At 51.9% G+C, this 16,020-nt stretch carries 8 protein-coding genes and 1 pseudogene; 2 read left to right on the top strand and 7 right to left on the bottom strand.

Annotated elements, in window-relative coordinates; all coding sequences use genetic code 11:
• Positions 1-2: 2 nt before the first annotated feature.
• Genes BLW59_RS01550 through BLW59_RS01535 form a run of 4 tightly spaced genes read right to left on the bottom strand, consistent with a single transcriptional unit; the run spans position 3 to position 7,820 of the window.
• Positions 3-3,617, bottom strand: a complete 3,615-nt coding sequence (locus BLW59_RS01550) for an amino acid adenylation domain-containing protein (RefSeq protein WP_074695582.1) — start codon at positions 3,615-3,617, stop codon at positions 3-5.
• Positions 3,618-3,633: 16 nt separating this feature from the next.
• Complete coding sequence (locus BLW59_RS01545) at positions 3,634-5,226, bottom strand: condensation domain-containing protein (protein ID WP_074695580.1); 1,593 nt, start codon at positions 5,224-5,226, stop codon at positions 3,634-3,636.
• A 15-nt stretch (positions 5,227-5,241) separates the two neighbouring features.
• Positions 5,242-5,583: an STAS domain-containing protein gene (locus BLW59_RS01540; protein ID WP_074695578.1), complete on the bottom strand. Its 342-nt coding sequence runs from the start codon at positions 5,581-5,583 to the stop codon at positions 5,242-5,244.
• 8 nt (positions 5,584-5,591) lie between these two features.
• Entirely contained in the window at positions 5,592-7,820 is a 2,229-nt protein-coding gene (locus BLW59_RS01535; protein ID WP_139283497.1) for a SpoIIE family protein phosphatase, read from the bottom strand.
• A gap of 203 nt (positions 7,821-8,023) precedes the next feature.
• On the opposite strand from BLW59_RS01535, the gene BLW59_RS01530 reads away from it, so the two are divergent.
• Entirely contained in the window at positions 8,024-9,601 is a 1,578-nt protein-coding gene (locus BLW59_RS01530) for an ATP-binding protein (protein WP_074695574.1), read from the top strand.
• Between the two features lie 58 nt (positions 9,602-9,659).
• On the opposite strand, the gene BLW59_RS01525 is transcribed toward BLW59_RS01530, so the two are convergent.
• The 3 genes from BLW59_RS01525 to BLW59_RS01515 are packed head-to-tail and all read right to left on the bottom strand — an operon-like array spanning position 9,660 to position 15,713.
• Positions 9,660-12,641 carry a type I restriction endonuclease subunit R gene (locus BLW59_RS01525; protein ID WP_074695572.1) on the bottom strand — a complete coding sequence of 994 codons (2,982 nt, stop codon included), beginning with the start codon at positions 12,639-12,641 and terminating at the stop codon, positions 9,660-9,662.
• Positions 12,634-13,863 (bottom strand): restriction endonuclease subunit S, encoded by a 1,230-nt coding sequence (locus BLW59_RS01520; RefSeq protein ID WP_074695570.1) that lies wholly within the window; start codon positions 13,861-13,863, stop codon positions 12,634-12,636. Before BLW59_RS01520 ends, BLW59_RS01525 begins: the two co-directional genes overlap by 8 nt.
• On the bottom strand, positions 13,860-15,713 hold the full coding sequence (locus BLW59_RS01515; protein ID WP_217634595.1) for an N-6 DNA methylase: 1,854 nt from the start codon (positions 15,711-15,713) through the stop codon (positions 13,860-13,862). The genes BLW59_RS01520 and BLW59_RS01515 overlap by 4 nt, the downstream gene beginning before the upstream one ends.
• 125 nt (positions 15,714-15,838) lie before the next feature.
• Here BLW59_RS01515 and BLW59_RS17925 point away from each other — a divergent pair.
• A pseudogene (locus BLW59_RS17925) lies at positions 15,839-16,020 on the top strand (transposase); the annotation flags it as partial.

Raw genomic sequence — 16,020 nt, 5'->3', positions numbered from 1 at the left:
TGTCAGCCCAGCTCCTTCAAGATATCTGATGGCTTCTTCCCGGCCACCAGGTCCTGGATGACCCTGGCGTAGTTTTGCAGGAAGTTCTCTACAAATTTCTCGCTGTACTCCTTGGTATTGTAAGTCAGGTTCACATAGAAATCGTCGCTGCGGCGGTGGACGAAGAAGTCGAAATTCTCCTCCTCAAAGTCCTCTATTTCCTCATATTCCGCCCGGCCCCCGCAGAAGTCGAAGCCCGTGTCCATGTCCTCCCCCTGGTAGGAGAAAGCCACGATGAGGGGCACCGGATCACCTTCATAGAGGGCGTGACGACGGCAGAGCAGGACATTTTCCTGGGTCTGCCGGACAAAATCCCCCGCCCCTATGTTTTCATCCCAGCTCACGCAAAGAGGATAGTGACGGTAGATGGCTCCCATGGTGCGCTCAAAGCGGATGTCATCACGGCCATTGTAGATGGTGAGCACCACCCCGGCCTGCTCCCCGTTGTTGCGGCCCTGCAGCAGGCCGAAGGCGGCAGCGGTCAAAGTGCCGTCCGTGATGCCCTGGGCCTTGGTGAAAGCATCCACCGCTGCCAGGTCCACATGGACGGGCACGAAGATATCCTTGGTTTCGTTCTCCCCCTTGGGGTCCAGGTCTCCTGGCATTTCGCTGAGACGGCTGGTGAAGGAGCGGACAAAATCATGGTTCCACTGCTGTTCCTTTTTATAAGCCTCGGTGCCCAGCTTTGCCTCTATCTCGTCGTAGTAGTCAAAGATGCTGTACTCCTCAGGCTGAACCTCTTCACCACGGTAAGCGGCATCTATATCCTGCAGGAAAATCTCAATGGAATCCCCATCGATGATAGGATGGAGGATGTCAAAGTAGAACACCTTGGCAAGGCTTCCATCCTCCTCCCTGATGGCAAAGAGGCGCATGACGAACATGCGGGTATCGGGCTTATTTATGCTCTGCCGCAGCTTGTGCTTCAGGGCCTCATACTCAGCCCGGGTCAACTCCTCAACGGCGGGACGCAAACCCTGCAGGTCACCCTGCTTCCAGCGTAGCTTCTCTCCCTCCGCTGTCAGTCTGGCATCCACCGCTGGATGTGCCAGCAGCACCTTTTCGATAGCCACTGCCAACTGTTGCAAATCAGTGACAGCAGACAGGGTTACATAGGCATCACAGTGAAGGCCGTAGCCCTCCTCCAGAGAATTGCCCCAATCGTAATGCAGTTCCTGCAGGGGGCCGAAGAAGTGGCTTTCCTTCTTCTCCCCGGCTGCCTGCTGGCTGCGCTCCGCCAGCAGGGTGGCAATGCCTGCGGGGGTCTTGCCCTCATAGATAAGGTTGAAATTCAGCTTCAGCTCCCGGCACTCGGACAGGAGCCGCACAATGCTCAGACTGTCGCCCCCTGCCTGGAAGAAGTCCTCCTCAGCGCTGGCCCGTTCCAGCCCCAGGGCGGCGGCAAAGCCCCTGCACAGCTCCGATTCAGTGTCGTTCTTAGGGGCCACATACTCCTCAGATACGCCCCTCAATTCCGGCACAGGCAGGGCTTTCTTGTTCAGCTTGCCATTCTGGTTCCGGGGGATGGCATCCAGCTGCACAATGGCTGCAGGTACCATGTAGGGAGGCTTGCGCTCCCGGATGAAATCTGCCAGCGCCTCCTGGTCAATGGGCTCCCGGGACACCACATAGGCGGCAATGAACTTGCCTCCTGCGGGATTGTCCCAGGCTGCCACGGCGGCATTTTCCACCTGGGGGAAGTCGTGTATGACTCCCTCCACCTCGGAAAGCTCCACCCGGAAGCCCCTGATCTTCACCAGGCCGTCCCGGCGGCCCACGAACTGGATATTGCCGTCAGTCAGATAGCGCACGATGTCCCCGGTGCGATAGGCGACAGCATAGTCAGGGTCAGTGGAGAAAGGATTGGGCACGAAGACCTCTCTTGTCTTTTCCGGGCGGTTCAGGTAGCCTCCCGCCACCTGGGGCCCGGCTATCCAAAGCTCTCCCAAAGCCCCCGGGGGCACCCGGCGGCCATAACCATCCACAATGTAGATATCGGTATTGTCATTTGGGGTGCCAATGGGCACATCGGCCTCGTATTTGGTCATATTGTAGCAGGTAACGGATACGGTGGCCTCCGTGGGGCCGTATTCATTGGCCAAGATATAGGGATAGACCGGCTGGAAAGACACCAGCTTCTCCCCGCCTCCCACAATGTAGCGGAGGCTGGGGCAGTCCATGGTCAGGGCAAATTGCCGCCCCACCTGGCTGGGCATATCAGAAATGGAAATGTTGTGGCGCCGGATCAGCTCTGCCAGAGCAGGCAGGTCCAGTTTCTTTTCTTCAGGAACTATCACCACAGCGCCTCCCACCGTCAGGATGGGATACATATCTGCCAGGGAGCCGTCAAAGCCATAGCTATTGTAGCAGCTGACCTTGGTCTCCGGCGTGGGAGCAAAGTACCTGCGATACCAGGCAGCATAGCACATGATATTGCTGTGCAGGAGACGCACTCCTTTGGGCACGCCAGTGGTGCCGGAAGTGTAGATGAGGATGAAAAGGTCATCAGGCACAGGTGCCTCCAGCCCCTTGATTTCTTCCTCCGTGGCCCGTGGCAGGCTGGCCATCTCGGAAATAGCCAGCACCAGACCCTTGTAGTCAGGGAAATTCTCCAGCCTTGGCTTCAGCTCATCAGCCACTATGATGAGCTTTACCTCTGCATCCTTAGCCATGAAGGACAGGCGTTCATCGGGATAGTTGGGATCCAGTGGCTCATAGGCGCAGCCTGCCTTCAGCACTCCCAGGGAGGCTATGACCATGTACTCGGACCGGGGAATGAAGACCGCCACCCGGTCTCCCCTTCCCAGCCCCTGCCGGGCAAGATATGCTGCCAGCCTGTCAGTCAAATCCTCCACCTGGGCATATGTATAGGCCCGCTCCTCGTAGATGACCGCCGTATGCTCCGGGTACTCTGCCGCCCGCTGACGGAAAAGCTCCACTATGGTGGTCTGGCGGTCATATTCCCGGGCATTGTCATTGAAGGCATCAAGTCTCTGCCTGGTCTCTGCCGAAGCAACCAGCACCTTGCTCAGGGACTGTGCCCCTCGCAGGCTCTGGAGGATTTCCCTCCAGGCCAGGAGCAGTTCCCGGATGAGGGCCTGGCTGTACCTGCCCTCATCATAGCAGATAGAGAGCTCGCCCCCGCCAGCGCAGAAGCCCAGGGCATATCTGTCACCCGGTACCCAGCCGCGCTCCGCCTCAAGGCAGAGAACCATCCCCCTGCCCGGCTCCCAACCCAAAAGTTCCGCTATTTCCTCCTCCTGCCAGGCAAAGTTCCCTGCTTCCTCCAGCCAGCCTTGCACCTGTGAGATGAATTCCTCGGGGGAATCCTCCCCCTGCCAGCTGAGCCGCACCGGCCTGAGGCACTCTCCCTGCTGCAGGAGGAACGCGCCCTCCTGCAGCCCTCCGTAGAGCCCCAGCAAAAGCAGCAGGCTCGCCGACAATTCTGCAGCTTCCACCTCCACAGCCAGGTCCAGGGCTTGCCTCTCCCACTTCCCCGGCTCCCTGCCATCGGGCAGGGGCAGGCACTCTGGGCTTTCCTCGGACAGATACCTGTCACACCATGCTTCTTTATTCATGCTTCAAAACCTCTCCTCACAGCAGTTCTGCCAGCTTCCGTTCACTATTCTGCAGGGCCACGGCCATTTTTTCCACCTGGCTGGTGAAGTTCTCCATGGCCTTGCGGGAATAGCAGTTCGGATCATAGTCCAGCACCAGAGAATAGGTACCGTCATCATGGGCATTCAGCTCAATATCAAGAGTATTTTCCGCCGCGGAGATTTCGTTGGCTGGCATCTCCTCAATGACAGCCTGGGTATCACCCAGCTTCATGCCGCCCCGGCGCCCCATACTGCCCTTCTGAAGGATAAAGCAAGCACAGCCTGTTTCCATGCCTTCTTCGTAAACCTTATCCAGCCCCTTCCTGTACTGGACAGCCTCAACTATACGGGCCTCCAACCGAGGCAGGAACTGCCCCACGGTCATCTCCCCATCAAAATCCCAGCGCAAGGGGAACTGATCCAGCATCAAGCCCATGAGGCGCCGCTCAGACGAGGTGGCCCGACCATTGTGGACCCAGCTGATGATAGCCTCCCTGCGCCCGGCTGACATGGCAATAGCCAGCATTGCGGCCGCCATGAAAAAAGTGTTCTCATTGAAATCACGGCCCTTGAAAAACTCTTTCTCTATCCCCTTGAGGGGCGTTTCCATCTCATGGTCCGGCCCCGCTTCCCCATTACCTCCATCCATAGGTGGCAAGTGCCTTTCCTTATCAAAACCGGCCAGCATAGCCTGCCAGTAAGCCCGCCCCTTCGTCAGCTCCTCCTCAGGCAGTTCTGCCTCCTCCTTGACATAGTCAGCATAGCTGGCAGGCTGGCGCTTGGCGGCTGCGGCCTCGTTGCCGTGGACATAGCGCTTCTCCAGCTCCCTCCAGAAGAGCAGGGCGATGGCCGCCCCGTCCATGATGGCATGGTAAAAGTCCAAATAGAGATACTTGGACTCAGGTGTCTTTATGATATTGACCCTGTATAGAGGCCGATCAATGAGGTCATAGGGCTGTCTGAGCTCCTGCTTGCGCTCCTCCAGTCCCTCTTCCGACAGGCTTTCCACATAAACCTTCGCCACCTCCCCGTCAAAGCGCTGGCAAAGTTCTCCTGTATCAGGATGGAACACCAGACGACAGCGGAAGATGTCATAAGACTCCAAAAGACCGTTCACCGCTGCCGCCAACCGTTCCAAATCCACAGCAGGATCCAGCCGCACCAAAGCGCCGGCATTCATCATGGTAGACTTGGCCCGACGGAAATGGGTATCCGTCATCCAGCGCTGGATGGGACGCAGGGGATAATAAGCCCTGGTGGCAGAAGCCGGCTCCTCCCCCTCCCGAACGATGTGAATGAAGCGGGAGAAGTTGGTCATCTCAAAGACCTCCATCACAGCCTCCTGGGGGTAGAGCACCGTGAAGCTGCCTTCCTGGCTTTCCATGACCTTGGCTGCCTGCAGCAGGGAACGCAATCCCGCCGAAGAAAGATAGGTGACCCCGGAAATATCCAGCAGGAGTTCCTTCACCCCTTCCGTTGCCAGCAAGAATTCCTTATCAAAGACGTCCATGGCCAGCTTGTTGAACTCTCCTGTCAAAAACATAGTCAGGCGCTCTCCCTGACGTTCCTGCCTTATTGCAAAATCCATGATGACTCCTCCTGTTTAAGCGTTTTCCAACTCTTCCGCCGACGAGTAGATATTAACAAACATATCCAACCTGGCCATTTCCAAAATCTCCTTCACCATGCCCTCAGGAGATACCACCGCAAAGGACTTTTCCACCTGTTTGGCTCCACCGGCCAGCTTCAGAATGGTCCTGATGCCGGCACTGGAAAGATATGACAAAGCTGACAGGTCAAGAGCCAGTTTCTGGCAAGCTGCAAGGTGCTTTTCTCCTTCTGCCGCCGTTTCCTCCGCAGTGGTACGGTCCAGCCGGCCTCGCAACTGCAAAAACAGCCAGCCGTTTATTTCTTTGCTGCTGTAGCTGATAGGTAAATCAGACATATTTCCTCCTAATTCTCATCCTTTTTGCCATAAGCCAGCGCCAGCATGGTGATATCGTCTGACTGACTGGCCTCGCCCACAAAGGAGGACACGGCCTCCAGGACCATCCCTATCTGCTCTCCGGCTCCCTGGACGGACTTTGCCGAGAGGGTCTCCTGCAGCCGCCGCTCTCCAAAGAAGCCTCCCGCTGAGTCCATAGCCTCCGTCACCCCGTCGGTATAGAGGAAGAGAGAGTCCCCAGGCTGCAGGGTCAATTTCTCGGCCACAAAGGTCATGCCTCCCCGCACCCCCAATATGGGATTCTTTGCTTTGGGCAGATACTCAGCTCTGCCCCTCCTGCAGAGAAGGGGCGGATTGTGGCCTGCATTAACATAGGTAAAACTCCCCGAGGGCAAGTGCAGTATCCCTATGAAAGCCGTCACGAACATAAAAGCGGTGTTGCTCTGAACCAAAGCATCATTGGCCTCTGCCACCGCCCTGGCCAAATCCTTTTCCTCCCGCCTCAAGAGCACCTGATCCTTCAGCAATGTCTTGGCCATAACCATGAAGAGGGCTGCAGGCACACCCTTGTCCGATACATCAGCCACAGTAACGGCCAAAAGGTCCTCATCCAGGAAGTAGAAATCATAGAGATCTCCTCCCACTTCCTTGGCAGGCTCCATGAAGGCGCTGAGACCAAAATTCCCTGTCTGGACAGACGGCTTCAATGGCGCAGGCAATAGCCCAGCCTGAATCCTGGCCGCCACCTCCAGCTCAGTCCTTGCTCTCTCTTCCTTGGCCGCAGCTTGAGAAAGCCTTTGGACATGGTCTTTCAGATTTTCCGTCATCTCATTGAAGCAGATGGCCAGTTCCTCCACCTCGTTGCCGGTGTGGATTTCCAGCTTCTTGTCCAGATTGCCATCCGCTATCTCCTGCACCCCCTCCGCCAGAGCGCGGATAGGACGGAGGATACGGTCAGCCAGAGCGCCGCTGGTGAAAAAGGCTGCCAATGCCAGCAGGCCAAGCAGCAACAAGACTTTTCCCGCCATCCAGGCAAAATCCTGATTGAGCGTGTCGTAGAAATCCTTCATCTCCTCATGAACCAGGGCCGTCACTTCCTGGGCCGGCGCCAGGACCTCATCCCGACCAATGAGAGCCCCAAAGCTCCAGCCTACAATATGCATGGGAGCAAAAGCCAGATAGTATTCCTGCCCATCTACCAGCACCTTCACCACATCGCTCTCCCCGGCAGTCATGCGCCGGGCGGCTTCTGCCAAAGTAGGCTCAGAGTTCTCCCGCAGGTCTGCCCCCTGAAGATTAGGAGCCAGCAGCCCCTCGCCCTCAGAGGACAGCACCACTCGCCCCTTGCCATTCAGGCAGAAACTGATGCCAGTCCTGCCAATGGAGACCTGCTTGACCTGGCTCTGCAAATCCTCGACGCTGCCGTTGATGCCTATCACACCGGCAAAACCTTCCTCATCGTAGTAAGGAGTGGCAAAACTCAGCGCCAGAAAGCCCTCCTCGCCCATGAAGACATCCGTAAAGACGTTTCCCCCCTTGGCTTGGGCTGCCTGGTACCAAGGACGTTGCCTGGCATCGTATTTCTCCAGGAATGCCGTCCTGGCCTCCGGCGAAGGATAGATACTCTGCCCCGGTTCCCCTGGGAGGACGTCCACGCAGATGGAATACCCCTTGCGGGAAGCAACGACAAGCGAGGTGCGGCACCCCATATATGACTTGGCCATGGGTACCAGCATATCCGCGAAATTAGCGGCCCGGCTAATCTCTGCCGCCAAATCCGCTCCCACTCCCTCAGCTGCCAACTGAGGGCTGTAATGGAGATAGGCCGTACCGGAAGCAATATCTGCCACCTCTCTGTCATTGACCAGCTTCCCTTCCCCATATTTATCCCGGGACTGCATCATCATGGTCATACTGTCAGCCAGGAGCTCCGCATCGGCGCTATTAACTGCCAATTCCCTGTCAATATGGGCTGCCTCATTCTCCACCGCTGACTTCAGCCAGGCTCTGGTACGCTTCTTGGCCGTGTTTCCCACAGACTCTGCCACTACTTCCTCTATGTCCCGGCCTTCATCTTCCAAAGATTCCTGCAAGCCATGCATAGAATAGCCAAACAGCATGAGAGTTGCCACAAAGGTGCCAATGCCGCAAGCCAGCACCAAAAACAACACCTGCCGCCTGATGCTGGCCCGGCTATATTCAGTCATCCGTCGAAGCCAGGTCCTTATCTCCTTCACGCTCTAGATTCTCCCCTTCACTTTTCTATCAGCAAACAAATCTATCTGGCAAATATTCTCCTTGCTTATGGCAAATTCCTGCCCCCGGCAGGGGGAACCTGAAAGAAGATTCATCAGTATAGCTATCTTTTTGAAAATATGCTATGCTTGAGCCATAAAAAGATGTCTGAGCCAGGCAAAAAACAAGGAAAGGAGCCGTGAAAATGAAGGATTTGAACAGAAAACTGCCCATAGGGGTGCAGAGCTTCGATATTTTGCGACAGGAAAACTTCCTGTATGTTGACAAGACAAGCTACATATATGATTTGGCACATTCCGGACGGCAATACTTCCTCAGCCGCCCCCGTCGTTTCGGCAAGAGCCTGTTCCTCTCCACCCTGGCGGCTTATTGGGAGGGAAAGAAAGAACTCTTTGCGGGACTCTCCATTGAGAAAATGGAAGAAGGCAACGAAAACGCCTTTCAGCCCTATCCCGTATTTTACTTTGACTTCAACGGGGAGAACTATCAGCAGGATACGGCCCTGGAGGATGCTTTGGACAAAATGCTGCAGAAATGGGAGGCCCTGTATGACTGTGTCCCCCAAGGCTCCCTGAGCGCCCGCTTCCAGACCCTGCTTATGAAAGCTAAAGCAGAAACCGGTAAAAAATGCGTGGTGCTGGTGGACGAATATGATAAACCTCTCCTAGAGGTACTTGAAAACAAGGAACGCGAAGAGCATAACAAAGCAGTATTCAAAGGCTTCTTCGGCACTCTGAAAAGTTACGATGCCTATCTGCAGTTCGTCTTCATCACCGGGGTCACGAAATTCAGCAAGGTCAGCATTTTCAGTGATCTGAACCAGCTAGAGGACATTTCCTTTGATGAGGAATACAGCGCCATCTGCGGGCTGACCCAGGAAGAAATAGAGCAGAATTTCCAGCCAGAACTGAAACAGCTGGCTGAAAAGCACAAGCTGACAGAAGAAGTTGCCTTGCAGAAACTGGCCGCCATGTACGACGGCTACCACTTCTTCCCCGGCTGCCCCGGCCTTTACAATCCCTTCAGTCTGCTAAATGCCCTCAAGAAACGGCAGTTCAAAGCCTTCTGGTTCTCCACCGGCACCCCCACCTTCCTGGTAAAACGGGTGCAGGAAGCCCGGCTGAATGCCAATCGCTTCACGGACAAGACTCTTTGCGCCGATATGGACGCTCTGACAGACTACCGCTACGAAAATCCCGACCCCGTCCCCCTGCTCTACCAGACAGGCTATCTGACCATCCAGGGGTTCAATGAGCGCCGCCAGGTCTACATCCTTGGCTTCCCCAATGACGAAGTAAAATACGCTTTTTTGAAAAGCCTCCTGCCCGCCTACACTCCCGCCGCCATAGCAAACCGCGGCACAGATGTCTTCGCCCTCTGCGACTGCCTGGAGGCAGGGGATACTGATGGTGCCAGGGACATCCTCACCGCCCTCTTCGCCGGCATCCCCTATACCACAGACGCTGCGCCCTTCGAACACTACTTCCAGTCCGTACTCTACATCGTCTTCACCCTGCTGGGCCAGTTCGTGCAATGCGAAGTACACAGCAGCCGGGGCAGGGCCGACTGCATACTGGAAACGGAAGAGTTCATCTACCTCTTTGAATTCAAGCTGGACAAATCAGCCCAGGAGGCCCTGGCCCAGATAGAGGAAAAAGCCTACGCCGCCCCCTTCGCAGCCGACCAGCGGCAGCTCTTCAAGATTGGCGTGAGCTTCGACTCTGCGAAAAGGAATTTGTCGGAATGGCTGGTGAGAGCATAAAAATAGATATGTACATAAAAAAGGACTCCGAACTTTGGAGTCCTTTTTCGTGACCATATTACACATTCATTTGATTCTCACGTAATTCCCGATAAACTTCATCTGCAAAAATCCCCATAGCCTGATGCTTGATGCCTTCATTGCTCAGAAGCAGAGAAAAGAAGTCCTGATTTTGTTCATAACCCTCCACTAAAATATCATCCAGCTGGTTGTAGAAGGAAATCTCAAAGTTCGAGGCGGTATTATTCCTCGCGCTGGCTTTGAGGTCATCTGATTTCAGCATGATGTCGCGCAGCTGCAACATGGACTTGACGGCAACATCCCGGTCAAAATTCTGTCCCGTGCGACTGTTGATTTCATCTATAATCTCGGACAGTTTCTGATAAACCTCAGGCGATACGTTGATGTTATCTGGAACCGGCAATTTGACAATGGGATAAGGAACAATATCTTCCTTAACATACATCCCAGTCTTCTCCTGCTTGAAGTCGCTGGCGGTTATCTTGCCCTTGAGGTCAAAGCCACCGCCTCCGTGGCGAATATTGACGAAAGCCAGCAGGCAGTCGATGAAGGTATATTTCTTGTGGATAGCGTGATCCTCGAAGCTTGATACCTGAATAAGGAACTCATAATACTTCACGAATCCCCGCAAGAGCTTCATAAGCAATTTCAGCTCGTCATCTTTGTAATGCTCCATCTGCTTTTGGGTACGATAAAGGACTTTGGCAATGCGGGTTTTCTTGTTGCGGTCATTGCCATAAAGCAGTTCATTGACCTTGGCCACATCCTCATCATCGAAGATACCGTAGCCGTCAATCCTTGCTTCCAGTTCATAGATAGACTCCGGGCGGACAGAGTTGGAAAGGAATGTCACCGTATAATACACGGAGAAAGCTTTCTTCATATCCCCATAATCATTGACGAAATCAAGAATGAACGTCTTCTTCGCATAGGGCGGGCAGATGCGGTTCAGGCGCGAAAGGGTCTGCACAGCCGTGACACCGTTGAGCTTCTTGAGGATATACATAGCACAGAGCCGCTTCTGGTCAAAGCCTGTCTGATACTTATTGGCCACAATCATGACATGGTATTCCGAGCTGTCGAACTTGTCACGGGTCTTCTGCTCGGAAAAGCCATTCATGCCCGCTTCCGTATAGTCCGTGCCCTGCATTTTCACTTTACCGGAAAATGCCACAATGGCCTTCATGCTGTAGCTTTTCTGTCGGATATACTTATCAAAAGCCTGCTTGTACTTCACGGCCTCCTGACGGGAGCCAGTGACCACCATAGCCTTGGCCGTACCGCCCAATTCCCCCATGATGGTGGTGCGGAAATGTTCTATGATGATCTCTATGCGCTGGGCAATATTCGTATCATGGAGCGCCGCATAGCGGGCAATCTTGCGCTTAGCCTCGGCAGTCTTCAACTCCTGGTCATCTTCGATGGCCTTGTTTATTCTATAGAAAGTATCATATGTGGTATAGTTCTGCAGCACATCCAAAATGAAGCCTTCCTCAATGGCCTGCTTCATGGAATAGATATGGAAAGCCTCGTACATCCCCTTGGTATTCAGCCGCCCGAACTTCTTCAAGGTCATAGCCTTCGGCGTAGCGGTAAAGGCGAACATAGAGACATTAGCCTGCTTGCCGTTCAGTTCAATCTCTTCGGCAATAGCATCTTCCATATCCCGTTCGTCCTCATCCTCCGAACCTTCTTTTGAACCCAGAGCCTTGGTAACAGCGGCAATATTTTTGCCCGCCGTGGAGGAATGGGCCTCGTCGATGATGACAGCAAAGCGCTGTTCCTTTAGATTTTTTACCTCATCGACGATATAGGGGAACTTCTGGATAGTAGTGACGATGATCTTCGTATTCTGTGACAAAGCCCTAGCCAAATCAGACGAACTGCAGCTGTCATCCATGACACGGATAAGGCCGCTCTTGTGAGAAATCCCCAGCACAGCCGCCTGAAGCTGGCGGTCTACTACCACACGGTCCGTCATGATGATGACATGGTCAAAGATAATCCTGTCTTCATCATCATGCAGGGAGGCAAGACGGTGCGAAAGCCAGGCAATGCTGTTTGTCTTGCCGGAACCTGCGCTATGCTGGATAAGGTAGTTCTGTGAACTGCCATTGACCTTCACATCTGCCAGCAATTTGCGGACAGCATCAAGCTGGTGATACCGCGGGAAAATCAGATTCTCCCGCTTCTCCTTCCGCCCCGTTTCCTCGTTCACTTTATCAGAAATGTCCACGAAGATAAACTTGTTGATGATTTCCAGCAAGGTATCCTTCTGCAGGATATCTTCCCACATATAGCTGACGCTGTACTTGTCATCATAGAGGGGATTGCCCTTGCCCGCCTGCACGCCCTCACCATTGCCCTGATTGAAGGGCAGGAACCAGGTGGTATCTTTAGAGAGTTTCGTAGTCATGTGAACTTCATTGAGGTCCATGGCAAAATTGACCAGTGCCCCCGCTTTGAAAAGGAACAGTCGCGTCTTGGGGTTGCGGTCTTTGCGGTACTGGTAGATGGCATCACTGTAGGACTGCCCCTGATAGTTGCACTTCAGTTCAAAGGTCATGATAGCCAGGCCATTAAGGAAAATGACTATATCGACACGTTCATCATCACTGGCCCACACTTCCTCCATGACGGAAAAGCGGTTTTTCTCATACTTGGCGAAAAGGGCAGGGTTGAGCTTCGAGGCAGGTCTGTCGTACATGAGCTTCAGCACAATGCCTGTAGCTGGCTCAATGCCGTGCTTCAAGACGGAAATGAGGCTGCCTTTTTTCGAAGTGACCTGCTGATTGATGTAGTTGACCAGAGTTTCCTCGGTCTGCTCTTTGTAGATGCGGCGCAGAGCCTGCATTTCGTCCGGCTGGGTGTCCTCAAGAAATTCAAACAGAAGCGCCCTGTCCATGGCAACTGAACGGTCAAAGTCCGTTTTGGCATTGCGGATAAGGAAGCCATTCTTATCCCGCAGCTGCTCCAAGATAAAGGATTGATATTCCCGCTCCGATAAAATCTCACGCATCCACAGGCACCTCCTTCTTGCCTGTAACATATTCGTAGATTAATGATTTCTTGTATTCGGCCAGAGTGTCAAGCTGCTTTTGCTTATCAGAAAGAATAGAATCTATTTCTGCACATTTTACATCAAGATATTCTACAATTTTTTTACGCTCACCTTCATTAGGACAGAATACAATTTTCATATTATCAAAATTCGAACCAGTTAGCTGATTAATCGTTGATGTAAAGAATGTTCCTAGATAGTATTTGAATACTTCCGAATTTAACACATAGTACATAAAACGCGGTGCAATACATCTATAAATCATCATAAACGCACCAAATGATGCATCAACATCATCAATAATTGCATTTTTACCAATCAATTCACGGCTTCCATTTCTTGAGCAAATTAAAATGTCACCTTTCTTTACTTTTAGTTCTTTAGGTATTTTGCATGACACATAAACATTATCATCAAAAGACAACTTACCCTCTTGGACATTAGACGAACGTAAAACTAATATTCCCTCATTCTCACCAACTATATCTGTAGGCTTGTATGTCAAGCCATTCCTCGCAGTGCCAATGTACTTAACCTTCTTTACTTCCCAATGCTGTGGAATCTCACCAATCCACTTAATCCCACTATCCTTAATAGCCACATTTTTATCCAGCCCTTTGGTAACCGCCTCAGTGATAACCGATTGCTTATATTCCTGCAAGACTTCAATTTGATGCTGAATATCATTCATCACGCTATCTATTTCTGCACACTTTATATCAAAAAAATCTGTTATCCTTTCTTGCTCATCTAAATCAAAAGAAAAAGGAATAAACGAATTTTTTATTTTTGCCCCTGTAATCAAAGGTTGTGCATTAGACGTATTCAATCTATTTAATTCCATTGAATCCAATATATAATATAATAATTTCGTATCATAATTAGATGACACAACTAATGCATTATCTGTAGCCCATACTTTATTTTGCGGATATGATACACAACCACATCTCGCTCCCACTCTACCGACTAACAAATCAGATGCCTTAGTATTAAACATATTACATAACCCTATCGGTTCCCCACCACCATATACAGGATATAAACCATCATCTATAAGTTGGTCATTATTTATAGCTTCACCTGAACGAATTGAGACCAAATATTTTAGCTTGATAATATCCCAAAACTTCGGAATCTCCCCAATCCACTCAACCCCACTATCTTTCATTTCTCTCATAACGCCGTGCCTCCAAAGAGTTTTGCAATACGCTCATTGACACTCTTATCGAGTGCCACAAACTCCTTTGCCAGTTCATCACTAGCCTTGGGCGGCACGTACTTGTAGAAATAGCGGGTAAAGGTAATCTCCGCCCCGGTCTTGATAACAGGCTTCTTCTTGCTTAAATCTTCCTCAAAGAACGCCTTGGCGTCAGGGATATGGGGCAGGACTTCTCTTGCCATATAATCCTCAATGCTTTCCTCATAAGGCACAATCTCAGTGTCTTTGGTTTCCTTATCATAGATGATATTGCCCTTGCGGTCACGCTGAATTTCGGCGTTCTTGTCCATGCGGGAAAGCCCGTCCATGATTTTGTCAAACAGCGCCTTGCGTTCTGCCAGCGCACCCTCCTGCTCCTTCAAGGCCACTTTCAGCACGGGTTCAAACTCTTTCGGTGACAGATAGACTTCCTCTGACCTGGCAGCATTAAGAGCGGCAACAAGCGCATCATAAAGCGGCTGCCCTTCCTCCAGCGCCTCCAGTTTCTTCTTGTCCTTGGCAGATATATCCTCGATAGCCTGAAGCTCTGCTACCTTGGCTTCATCATAAACTGTATTCAACGCACCCTTGGCCAGCATATTTTCGATGCGCTCATCATTGATGGCATAGCTACGCTGCAGTGGCTGCATGACAGCGTACTCACGATACATAAACTCCGTATTGCGGAAAATCTTGCTTTGCTCATTTTCCGCAAAATCTGCATAGAGCCTTACAATGGCTTCCCTGTCCTCAGCGGTGATTTCATTGCGCTTCTTGCCCAAAGATTTCCGCAGCCCGTGATAAAGCTGGGTGGCATCAATCAGCTGAACCTTGCCCTCACGCTCGTGCCGCTTGTTTTTCGAGAGAATCCAGATATAGGTGGCAATACCCGTGTTGTAGAAAAGGTCTGTGGGCAACGCAATTATGGCCTCTATGAGGTCATGCTCCAGCATATACCGGCGAATCTGACTTTCCCCTGATGCCGTCCCTCCTGCAAAAAGGGGGCTGCCGTTCTCGATGATGGCGGCGCGGCCATTAGCTTCATCCATCTTGTCTATGGCAGACTGCATGAACAGAAGCTGCATATCACCGGAACCCGGCAGACCGGCCATAAAACGGCTGTTGACCTTGGCAAATTCCTCCTTCACCGCAGCTTCCACACCCTCAGAGGCATCCTTGCCGCCCCATGCTTGCCCAAAGGGAGGATTTTCGATGACGAAGCGCATCTTCTGGTCAGGGAAGCTTTCTGTTTTCATGGTATCCACGTGCTTGATTTTATCTGCGTCCTCACCTTTGATGAGCATTTCTGCCACACACATGGCATAAGATTCTGGATTTATTTCCTGTCCGAAAAGCTTCACCTCTGCGGTTTCGTTGAAACGCTTGATCCAGTTGTAGGCCGTGGAGAGCATACCACCTGTGCCGCAAGCCTGGTCAAGCACAGGCACGACTTTGTGATCCTCGAAGACATCATCCGCCCCCTCAGCCAGCAGGATTTCCACCATGACCTTGATGACATCACGCCCCGTGTAATGGTCACCAGCCTCGGCATTTTCAGAGAAGCGGCGAATCAAATCCTCGAAGATATAGCCCATCTTAACATTGTCGATAATTGCCGGGTCAAGGTCCACCTCAGAGAAGGACTCCACCACCCGATAGAGGCGGTTATGCTTGTCCATCTTGACAATTTCCTTCTCGAACTCCAGATTGGCAATGATATTTTTGACATTATCCGAAAAGCCCTGCAGATAAGCCTTGAAATTCTCAGCCAGATTATCCGGGTCATTCAACAGTTCACAGAGGGACAAACGGCTCTTATTGTAACTCAAACTTCGCAGTTGTGAAACTGCCAAATTATTCGACTTGTACCATTTCCTAAAAAAATAGCATAAGCTCTCTCCGTTTTGTATAATGAAAGTGACAGCAATCATAACATAAACGGAGGGCTTATGCCATGAACATTGTATCACAGAATCATATCTTTGGTGAACAACTTTCTTCAAAAATATCTTGTTTCCTGGAAGAATTCCATGTTGGCAAGATACTCAAGGCCTGCAATGCCTATAAGGTTCGCGGTTTCTCTGTAAGCAATGTGTTTAAGGTTGCATTCGAGAATGCCTTTCGCAACAAGTCCTT

Source organism: Selenomonas sp. KH1T6, assembly GCF_900108415.1.
Lineage (GTDB): Bacteria > Bacillota > Negativicutes > Selenomonadales > Selenomonadaceae > Selenomonas_B > Selenomonas_B ruminantium_A.
This window is presented reverse-complemented; position numbering and strand designations above follow the sequence as displayed.

What these genes read in the sequence shown, in the direction of transcription:
- BLW59_RS01530 (WP_074695574.1), top strand. Translation starts at nt 8,024, where the DNA reads ATGAAGGATTTGAACAGAAAACTGCCCATAGGGGTGCAGAGCTTCGAT.
- BLW59_RS01525 (WP_074695572.1), bottom strand. Translation starts at nt 12,641, where the DNA reads ATGCGTGAGATTTTATCGGAGCGGGAATATCAATCCTTTATCTTGGAG.
- BLW59_RS01540 (WP_074695578.1), bottom strand. Translation starts at nt 5,583, where the DNA reads ATGTCTGATTTACCTATCAGCTACAGCAGCAAAGAAATAAACGGCTGG.
- BLW59_RS01520 (WP_074695570.1), bottom strand. Translation starts at nt 13,863, where the DNA reads ATGAGAGAAATGAAAGATAGTGGGGTTGAGTGGATTGGGGAGATTCCG.
- BLW59_RS01545 (WP_074695580.1), bottom strand. Translation starts at nt 5,226, where the DNA reads ATGGATTTTGCAATAAGGCAGGAACGTCAGGGAGAGCGCCTGACTATG.
- BLW59_RS01550 (WP_074695582.1), bottom strand. Translation starts at nt 3,617, where the DNA reads ATGAATAAAGAAGCATGGTGTGACAGGTATCTGTCCGAGGAAAGCCCA.